Source organism: Moorena sp. SIO3H5, from assembly GCF_010692395.1.
GTDB lineage: Bacteria > Cyanobacteriota > Cyanobacteriia > Cyanobacteriales > Coleofasciculaceae > Moorena.
In genome coordinates, this window is the sequence record NZ_JAAHHS010000292.1 from 1 (window position 1) to 9860 (window position 9860).

Annotated in this window: 10 protein-coding genes; 4 read left to right on the forward strand and 6 right to left on the reverse strand. The window is 45.3% G+C overall.

Annotated features, from left to right (window positions below; translation table 11 throughout):
* Nucleotides 1–227: 227 nt before the first annotated feature.
* The 4 genes from F6K52_RS25580 to F6K52_RS25595 form a co-directional block, all read right to left on the reverse strand.
* On the reverse strand, nt 228–410 hold the full coding sequence (locus F6K52_RS25580; protein WP_293084754.1) for a hypothetical protein: 183 nt from the start codon (nt 408–410) through the stop codon (nt 228–230).
* A 105-nt stretch (nt 411–515) separates the two neighbouring features.
* Nucleotides 516–1739 (reverse strand): glycosyltransferase family 4 protein, encoded by a 1224-nt coding sequence (locus tag F6K52_RS25585; RefSeq protein WP_293084757.1) that lies wholly within the window; start codon nt 1737–1739, stop codon nt 516–518.
* Between the two features lie 92 nt (nt 1740–1831).
* Nucleotides 1832–3319 carry a pitrilysin family protein gene (locus F6K52_RS25590; protein ID WP_293084760.1) on the reverse strand — a complete coding sequence of 496 codons (1488 nt, stop codon included), beginning with the start codon at nt 3317–3319 and terminating at the stop codon, nt 1832–1834.
* A 171-nt stretch (nt 3320–3490) separates the two neighbouring features.
* Complete coding sequence (locus F6K52_RS25595; protein WP_293084763.1) at nt 3491–5113, reverse strand: pitrilysin family protein; 1623 nt, start codon at nt 5111–5113, stop codon at nt 3491–3493.
* 254 nt (nt 5114–5367) lie between these two features.
* On the opposite strand from F6K52_RS25595, the gene F6K52_RS25600 reads away from it, so the two are divergent.
* Nucleotides 5368–5982 (forward strand): TetR/AcrR family transcriptional regulator, encoded by a 615-nt coding sequence (locus F6K52_RS25600; RefSeq protein WP_293084765.1) that lies wholly within the window; start codon nt 5368–5370, stop codon nt 5980–5982.
* Between the two features lie 140 nt (nt 5983–6122).
* On the opposite strand, the gene F6K52_RS25605 is transcribed toward F6K52_RS25600, so the two are convergent.
* Nucleotides 6123–6584 (reverse strand): DUF4332 domain-containing protein, encoded by a 462-nt coding sequence (locus tag F6K52_RS25605; RefSeq protein ID WP_293084768.1) that lies wholly within the window; start codon nt 6582–6584, stop codon nt 6123–6125.
* A gap of 275 nt (nt 6585–6859) precedes the next feature.
* On the opposite strand from F6K52_RS25605, the gene F6K52_RS25610 reads away from it, so the two are divergent.
* Nucleotides 6860–7159 (forward strand): hypothetical protein, encoded by a 300-nt coding sequence (locus F6K52_RS25610; protein ID WP_293084771.1) that lies wholly within the window; start codon nt 6860–6862, stop codon nt 7157–7159.
* Nucleotides 7160–7224: 65 nt separating this feature from the next.
* Entirely contained in the window at nt 7225–7467 is a 243-nt protein-coding gene (locus tag F6K52_RS25615; protein WP_293084774.1) for a hypothetical protein, read from the forward strand.
* A gap of 108 nt (nt 7468–7575) precedes the next feature.
* Here F6K52_RS25615 and glcD read toward each other — a convergent pair whose 3' ends face one another.
* The gene (glcD, locus tag F6K52_RS25620; protein WP_293084777.1) at nt 7576–9039 is read right to left on the reverse strand and encodes a glycolate oxidase subunit GlcD; all 1464 of its coding nucleotides are present in this window, start codon (nt 9037–9039) and stop codon (nt 7576–7578) included.
* A gap of 354 nt (nt 9040–9393) precedes the next feature.
* Between glcD and F6K52_RS25625 the strand changes: the two genes are divergently transcribed.
* A partial coding sequence (locus tag F6K52_RS25625) for a GNAT family N-acetyltransferase (RefSeq protein ID WP_293084780.1) occupies nt 9394–9860 on the forward strand: 467 nt, incomplete at its 3' end.

Consider the following 9860-nt stretch of genomic DNA (forward strand, 5'->3'; position numbering starts at 1 on the left):
GTAAAACTTATTGATTAGCGTGATTTGCGCGGTCTTGGGGGTTTCCCCCATGAGCGACTGCATCAAGACAAGGCTCAACTGTCTTACGGTAACTTCTAACCATGAGCGACTGCCGTGGTTTCCCCCATGAGCGACTGCATCAAGACGGGAGCAGGGAGCAGGAAAGAGGAAAGAGGGAAAACAATTGACGATTCTGATTGCCTTTGATCAAATGGGCTACCGCACTTTTAAGGACTTTTAGCAAAAACTGGTTCAACCTTACTGGCACGACCCAATTCTTGGTCTGGTGAGCGAATCACGTTTAGTACAGTTACTCCCTTAAACGCTGTTACCCCTGTTTGCTTACCTGCGATCAAGCTATTGCTCCGCTGGCGTTGCATTACCCTTGACCATCCCAGACGCTTTAACAAAGATATATCTTCCTCCAAAGATTAAGTTGATTGTTGATTGTTGAGTTTAAACCTTCTAACCTTTAACCTTCAACCTTCAACCTTCAACCTTCAACCTTCTAACCTTTAACCTTCAACCTTAAACTGACTTTCTCGTATCCACTGCAAATGCTGGGATAATAACTGATCTAAATCATAACCCTGTTGAATAGTTTCCCTGGCCTTAGCGCGAATAGCAGCCATCTGTTCTGGATGGTCGAGAGCTTCCTCAACCCGATCGGCGATTTCCTCTGGAGAGAAAAAGTTTACTAACAAACCATTAATCCCATCTTCAATCACCTCTGTCACTGGGGGAGTATCAGATGCTACTACCAAACAACCTGTAGAAAGGGATTCCAGCATCGACCAAGACAGAACAAAAGGACGGGTGAGATAAACATGAACAGAGGAAGCTTGAAGGACTTGTAGGTATTCTGAGTAAGGAAGTAAACCAGTAAAGTGGACTCTGTCTAGGTCAAGGGGAACTTTTTCTAACATCAAGTCTTTGTAAGTTTTGTCATCGGGTAGGTTTTTACCATAAGCCACCCGATTTTCCCCGACAATCACAGCATGACACTTAGGACGTCGCTGCTGAAGAATACCGATTGCTTCGATCAATTGGGGAAAACCTCGATAAGGTTCCATTCCCCGTGCCACATAGGTAACCAGTTCTTCCACCTCAGACAGGTCTAAGTTGATCCGTTTTAGTACTAACTTTGCCCCTGGATTGGGTTTAAAGAACTCGGTGTCCACCCCATCATGACGCACGGTAATTCTGTTGTGGAAGTCCGCTGGAAATTGCTGACGCTGCCAGTAGGTGGGAGACAATCCGCGATCGCAACTGGCTAGGTCTAACAAAATCGGGGCATTTTTCATCCGAATCCGGGCTTCATCGTCAGCGTTTAGGGGTTCGGATGGATCAAAATCAGCATCTGTGCCATGGGCATGATAAAACCACTCGAAGTAGCACAATAATCTGGCTTGGGGGAAAGCGTCTTTGATAAATAACGTTGGCCCCCAACCCGAATGACCATAGACCACATCAGGAACAAATCCCTTAGCCTTGAGCTGATTGGCTAAGCGATATACCCCTTGACCCTGAAGTACGGCATTTTCTAAAGGTCTAACATAGTGGTGAGTTTCTGGACGTGCTTCCCTAGAGGGATTGTAAAGAGCTTTGACAACTCCAGGGAGTTGCCCTTCCTTGCGCCTGGTTCCAAAGACAACCTGGTTGCGGTTATCTTTAGCTAAAGCAGTTGCTATGTGGCGAAACTGGGCAGGGAAATTGGGATGTAGGAATAGAATGCGCATGGACAATAGCAAAGGGCAAATGTTAAAAGACAAATGGTAAATCGATTTTTTCTCAATCAACCATTAACTATTAACAATTTGCCATTGATGTACTAGCTGTTTTGTGGTTCTGGAATAGTAATATCTAAAACGGTGACGTCCTGGGAAATGCTAGTCAGGGCTGGTTTGATTTGGGAAGCATTGCCCACAACTACGGTAACAATCTGATCAGGTTTGAGATACTTTTCCGCCACCCGCTGTACATCCTCAATCGTAGTAGCTGTGACTCCCTTTTGATAACGGAAGATGAAATCCTCTGGGTAGCCGTAGTATTCATAGCGCATCAGCCGAGATAGGGTTTGTTCTGGCTTCTGGAAGTTGAACACAAAGGAGTTGAGAACGCTTTCTTTTGCCTTAGCCAATTCTTCTGAGCTAATCGGACTAGTGCGCAGTTTCTGGATTTCATCTAGAACAGATTTAATAAAGGGTACCGTGGTTTCAGAGCGAGTTTGTCCCCCAGCAAGAAACAAACCCGGATAGTCATAGCGAACACTCCAAACCCCGTAGACAGAGTAAGCTAGACCTTGACGCGATCGCACTTCGTTAAATAGTCTGCCCCCAAATCCATTCATCACCTCATTTAACACAGAAAGGGTGGCGTAGTCAGGGCTATCGAGTTTGCCCCCAATATGTCCCATTTGAATATTACTTTGGGTCAGTTGAGGTTGATCCACAAAAAATATACCCCCTAACTGAGCCTGGGATGCGTCTGGCACCTTTGGCTGTGCTGGCGCAGAGGCAGATTTCCAACTCCCAAATTTATCCTCAATTAGCGATCGCATTTTTTCGGAGTCAAAATCCCCCACAATACCCAGTATCATATTTTCTGGATATACATACTTCTGTGAGAAAGAGATCAAATCATCACGAGAGATATTGTCTAGATGCTCATACTCTATAGTGCGGGCATAGGGGCTAGTGTCACCGTAGATCAGTTTCCTAAATTCACGAGAAGCAATATCACCAGGATCATCATTGCGGCGGGCAATTTGTCCCGCTAATTGCTGTTTAGCTAGGGCCAGCTTAGCTTTAGCAAAGGCGGGCTTTTGAATAACTTCAGCAAACAAATCAAAGACCAAGTCCAAATCTTCGCTCAAAGCACTAAAACTCGCACTGCCAGAACTAGTATCAATACTAGTTTCGACCGAAGCTGCCTTTTCTTCTAAGAGCACATTTAACTGATTGCCTGAGTGTTCAGTGGTACCCCCAGTACGCATCACCTCCCCAGCCATAGTCGCTAAGCCAATTTTGTCAGCAGGCTCAAGGCGATCGCCCGTGCGAATCATTGCGGTACCACTAACCAAAGGCAGTTGATGGTCTTCCATCAAATAGACCACCATTCCATTATCTAACTCATAGCGAGTGTAGTCCGGTAGCTGAATTGGTGGTAACGGGTCAAAGTCTAATTCATCGTAATGGCGTGGGGTATCAGCTATTGCTGGTAGACGAGACACGAGCACTACCACTAGTATTGTCACTACCAGTAGCCCGATCCATTTCAGGTATTTGGGATTTTGGCTTTTCGATTTTAGATTGGTCATTGGTCATTAGTCATGGGTAATTGGATCAGTAGTTGAAGGTTACCAAGTTGAAGGTTACCAAGTTGAAGGTTACCAAGTTGAAGGTTAGAAGGTTCAACATTCAACTTTCAACTTTCAACTTTCAACATTCAACCTTCAACGGAGATCTACCTTCAACGGAGAACCGTTGAGTTACTGACTTGGTAAAATCCGTCCAATCGTACGGTTTTCTGGTCGAAAGGTTGCCTGAGCCACCCGCTGAATGTCTGCTGCACTCACTGCCTCTATATCTTCTATTTCCTTGAACAAGTTACGCCAATCACCTGTTTTGACCTCATAGGTTGCCAAATTTCTGGCCATACCCATATTGGAATCAAGCGATCGCAATAAGCTAGCCCTTGCCTGAGTTTTTACCCGTTCCAATTCTTGGGGTGAAACTGGTTCAGTTTTGAGCTTTTCAATGTCTTCTGCCAATGCACTTGCCACCTCTTCCACCGTGTGTCCTGGTGAAGTGAGGGCATAGAACAACATTAAATTAGGATATTTATCACCAGGAAAGCCACTAAACCCTGCCGCCGAGAGGGCTACTTGTTTCCCTTCTACCAGAGACTTATATAGGCGAGAGGTGCGACCATCACTGAGCAAATTGCCCATAATTTCATAAACCACATGGTCAGGATGGGTAATCCCTGGTCGATGGTATCCTTCCAAGTACCAGGGCTGGGAGGGTAATTTCAAGGTAACTTCCTTGGTTTCGGACTGTGGTGGTTCTACCGTAGTGACTTGAGGGATTTCTCCTTGATGGTTGTAGCGTCCAAAGTAGACTTTAGCTAGCCGTTTCACCTGCTTTGGGTCCACGTCTCCCGCAATAGCTACAGTTAAGTTATTCGGACTATAGTAAGTGTCAAAAAACTCCTGGACATCTTGGCGAGTGAGGTTGCGAATGTCTTTGTTGTAGCCAATGACCGGACGCCGATAAGGGTGCTTGGTATAGGCAGTATCCAAGAACGCCTCAATCATTTGACCGATCGGAGAGTTATCAGTGCGCAGACGACGCTCTTCGAGGATTACCTCTTGTTCCTTATAAAATTCGCGAAATACCGGCTCAAGGAAGCGTTCCGACTCTAAGGACATCCACAGCTCTAATTTGTTTGATGGCAAGCTGTAGAAGTACACCGTATAATCCGTAGACGTTGCCGCATTCAAGCCCACGCCTCCTGATTGCTCAATAATCTGACCTAATTCGTTCTGCTGGACATACTTAGCTGCCTCAGCTTCGACTTGGCCAAACTCTTCTTTTAACTTAGCCACCTCTGCCTCATTGCCAGTGGCTTGATACTCTTTAATTTTTTTCTTCAACTCGTCCAACTTGTCCAGCAGAATTTTTTCTGCCTCATAGTTGGTAGTACCAATCCGGGTGGTACCTTTAAATGCTAAATGTTCTAAGAAGTGAGCCACACCGGTTTTGCCATCCGGTTCATCCACACCGCCTACATCGGCATAGGTAAGAAGAGAAACTACTGGTGCTTCGTGGTTTTCTAGGACAATGAACTTCATGCCATTATCCAGGGTAAACTCAGTTACCCGTTCGATCACCCGGTCTAGATAGGGTTGGATTGAGGTTGAGGGTGATGCTGGGGTTTCAGTACGGGCTAATGCAATAGTCGAGAATGTTCCCCAGATTAGGATTGCTGCCCCCAGATAAGATAAAATCGATAGGGACTTGATAGATCCTGTCTTGAATAAGCACCGAAGTGGTCTTAAGTGATCCGCAACATGGTGGAGAAACACGACCAATCCATTCTGTTTAGTCATACAAGGGTGGCAGTAACAAACTTACAGAAACCTCCTACAACACCCACCGCTTTTAAGGGGGGGATGTAGTGGGACCGCCTTTAAGAGGCGTGAGGTTAACAACTAATAAGCTAGCGTCTCTTCATCAAGTGTGTCACAATCAAGGCATGATCACCATGACCTACTACTAAAAGCTCAAGCCAACTCCGTCTCAAATTTGGCAATTATGGGGTGAAGTGTTGGACAATAGCGCTACAAGTTTCATTTTGACACCCATGGGAATAATTAATCAGCCAACTCAGTCAGAGACAGAGACCAGGCAACGTATCCTGACAGCAGCACGACGTTTGTTTGCCAGTCGAGGTTATAACGGGACAACCACCAGGGAGTTAGCCAGTACTGCTGGAGTCGCTGAAGGTACCCTATTTCGTCATTTTGAAAACAAAAAGGCCATCCTGATTGAAGTCGCCACCCAGGGTTGGGTAGACATTCTCACCGATTTGCTCACGGAACTCAGTGAAATGGGCAGCTATAAAGCAGTAGCACAGATGATGCGGCGGCGAATGATGCGTATGGGTGAGAATGCGGATCTGATGCGAGTATGCTTTATGGAAGCCCAATTCCACCCAGAATTGCGCGATCGCATTCAGTCAGAAGTGATTATTAAAATGACAGATGTGGGTGAAGCCTTTTTTGAAACCGCCATTGAGCGAGGCATTTATCGCCCTATGAACCCCAAAATTTTGGCTCAGGTGTTCTTGGGCATGTTTGCCGTTGCTGGTTTCAGCCACAATACCATCCTCGATTCAGATGCCTCCCCCAAAGAGATTCAAGAAATGGCAGAAGGCATTGCTGATATTTTCCTCAATGGAGTGTTGGTGAAGGAATAGAGCAGGAATCCGAGGAAAATCGCAAATTCAAAATGCCAATTAACAATTAACAATCAACACATCACCAATGATGATATAGTACCTAAATCAATTGTGATCATTTTCGTTCCCTGTTCCCTTGTTCCTTTTTACCTATTCCCTTACCTATTCCCTGTTCCCTTTCCTATAGCTAAATCTCGTGCTTGTTTAGTCCATCGTGCCACCTGATCAACACCAGGACAAAGGTCTCGGCGCTTCATGGTTGCTACCTGTAGGCGTAAAATATTTTGGTGCAAGCGGTGAGGGGGAGTCTGAGCTAGTTGGGTTAAAGAGCATATTCCTGCATGTAACACTAGTCCACAATATTGGCAGCCAATGCTAGGGATACGAGCTAAATCTGCTAGGGCGACCCATTTATTGACGTACTGAGTCTTAACCTTTAATTGGTTAGCTAGCGCTTGTTTCGCTTGGCCAGTGCTTGCCTTTTCGAGCAGTTCCCTAGTGGTGGTAATGCCCAATTCTTTTAGTTTTGATTGATCTTGAATACTTAATCCGGGCAACTGCTCAATTGACCAGTGACTGACTTGGGTAGTTCTCGGATGAATTTTGGATTTAGTAGACATCTAGACTACCGGGAAATGATGTTTCTAGATTAATCCAGCCTACACCGAACCGCAACAGGGCATCATACCCTAAGGTGCGACCCTAGGCCGCGAGCAATCCCTCGCGGCCTAGGAGGCACGCATCTTTAGCAGTTTTCAAGGGGTTGAAGTACCTAGCTCTTGATCAACCTTCACGAAACCACCATACATCAGTATCCGGATCTCGGTTCGGTGGAAATGAATACTGGCTTAGTGTCAAAACCGGCCAGATCAAATTTGTGCTTCCAAGAAATCTAATGCAACATATATGGACTTCTGTGGATAAGCTTGGTAAAGCTTTACTAGGGGATATGTGGAGAAGTGTATACTTGAGCCTTCAGGATGCGATCGCTCTGCTTTTAATCCTCTACATTCCTAGTTTAATTGGGCAGTTAATTCTCACCAACACCTTCTTAGATTTTAGTGTTTGTATGGAGAGTGCCATTGGTGTCCAATTTTATGCCAGCTTAATCATCGGTGCCGCTAATTTTTTGCTCTGGATCCTGATTGCTGGTCGCATAATTGGTCGTTTATGGGCAGATTTCACTAATTTTTAATTTAGTCAATCTTATTATTGTAGCAGTTTTCAATCGGGTAATGTAATTTTATTATTGGTTTTAGAATGAAGTTAAGCCGTAACAAAATTTCTTTGGAGCAGGAAGCCAAAGCTGGGTTGAATTCCTTACTCCAGCAAACGGCTCAACTTGGTAGTTTTTTTTTGGTCTTGCTGTTACTTAGTCTTGGTAATCCTTCAGGATTAGTCGTCAGTTTGAGTTTTTTGTGGGGAATTGGCTTTGTGGCTTGGCAAGAAAAGCAGCGACTGACTGGGAACGGCAAAAGGCAAAAGGTAATAGGCAAAAGGTAATAGGCAAAAGGTAATAGGCAAAGGAAATTACTTGACCTGATCTCAACCTAACTCAACGCTCTTGACTCCTGGATAACCTTGGCTCATGTGTACCTCACGAAACTTGGTTTAAAAACGCTCGATAGACTCAAATTCCTTGGTTTTTCCGGCATTTGCCGCCTCTCCACAAGTCCGGGGTGTCGGAAATACCTTGCCTGGATTGGCTAAACCCTTGGGATTGAATACCTGATTAACCCATTTCATCGTTTCCAAGTCCGTATACGTGAACATATCTGGCATAAAACAGTTCTTATCCGCACCAATGCCATGTTCCCCAGATATACTACCCCCTGCTTTCACACAGAGTTTGAGGATTTCGCCACCAACATGTTCTACCTCTTCTAATGCCCCAGGCACCTTTTCATCGTACAAGATTAGGGGGTGTAGATTCCCATCACCCGCATGAAATACGTTGGCTATTGTGTACCCAGATTTCTCGCTTAATGCCTCAATCTCCCTCAAAACCCCTGCTAACTCAGTGCGAGGAATCACCCCATCTTGGACGAAATAATTGGGGCTGATCTTCCCTGCCGCAGCAAAAGCCGCTTTGCGACCTTTCCATAATTTCAGGCGGGTTTCTTCGTCACTAGCCGTGGTGATATTTCTTGCCCCATTCTGTTTACACAGTTGGGCAACCCGCTGTTTATTAGTGTCAACTTCTACCTTTAAGCCATCCAGTTCTACCAGCAATATTGCTCCAGCATCCCTTGGATAACAACCTGTTGCCACTACGTCCTCTACCGCATTGATGCTGATATTATCCATCATTTCCATACCCGCAGGAATGATCCCAGCACCAATAATGTCAGTCACTGCAGTACCAGCAGTTTCAATGCTAGTAAAGTCCGCTAGGAGGACACAAATTGATTCTGGTCTCTTGAGGATGCGCAGGGTAATTTCTGTTGCGATCCCCAAGGTGCCTTCGGAACCAACAAATAAGCCGGTTAGGTCGTAACCAGGCATTTCTTGAACTGATCCCCCTACATCCACAATTGAACCGTCAGGAATAACCAATTTTAATCCCATGACGTGATTAGTGGTCACACCATATTTTAGGCAATGGACACCACCAGAGTTCTCAGCTACATTGCCACCAATGGAACAAATAATTTGACTGGAGGGATCAGGGGCATAATAGAAACCCGCACCACTTACCGCTTGCGTCACCCAGTTGTTGATTAAGCCTGGTTGTACTACGATTCGCTGATTTTCCAGGTCAATGTCCAGGATCCCCTTCATTAGGGCAGTGACAATCAACACACCATCTTCTAGAGGTAGAGCACCACCGGATAATCCGGTGCCAGCCCCCCGTGCCACCCAAGGGATAGAATAGCGATCGCATATCTTAAGCACCTCTGAGACTTGTTCGGTAGTGCGTGGTAGCACTACTACCGCTGGTCGTTGACGATAGCTGGCAAGACCATCACATTCATAGGTCAGCAATTCTTCACGACGTTGAACCACACCATTTTTGCCTACTATCGCAACAAATTTCTTAATGATTGGGATCCAGTCAGTCTTATGATTCCTCATATTTCAATAGAGATAGAATGATGTGAACTACCTAACTTCGAGGACTTTCTAGTTGATAGTCGGAGGGAATCACCCTTTGCTAATCTCGTGAGCCGATTTTGCTCAAACTGGTCAAAAAGGTATTAATTATGAAGTATAACGTTTAATGTCTCTTATTTACCTTACTATTTACCTTACCTGAAATGGGGGGGTAAATACTTTCGAGCTCAATTGTCAATCCCGGCTTCAAAGTGCTTAGCCATATACCCTCTGGTGGTTTCAAACTACGGTCAACCTCGGGGTAATTATGACCACTTCGGCCTACAGTCTACATACTTTAGTTGTAGTTTACCATTCCCAAATAATTTTTTAGTTGTGGATTCCTGCTTTTCTTTCTTAACCCTTCATAAATCTGTCCCTACTGGTCAAGATACCTTGGCTGGTGGTATATCTCAAGTCACTATACGTGATGCTCAATTTGAAGATATCAGCACCTTAGCAGATATTCTTGCAGATAGCTTTCACCCTCAAAAAGGGATCATCAGCTGGGTTCACCCTGTATTAAGACTGGGTATTTACGAAGATTTGCGCCACAGAGTGCGATCTAGTTTACCCCATTACCTGTGTTTAGTCGCCGTCACTACGGTTTCCGGTTCTGCTGGTACCAGTGAGCTGCTAGCTGGTACTGTAGAGCTAACACTCCGTTCTCGCTATTGCTGGCCAAAGCCCAACTGCCAACATCTTTACGTCTCCAATCTGGCTGTCAGAAAGTCTTGTCGGCGGCAAGGAGTCGGGGAAAATTTGCTCTTGGCTTGTGAGCAAACTGCCCTAGAATGGGGGTT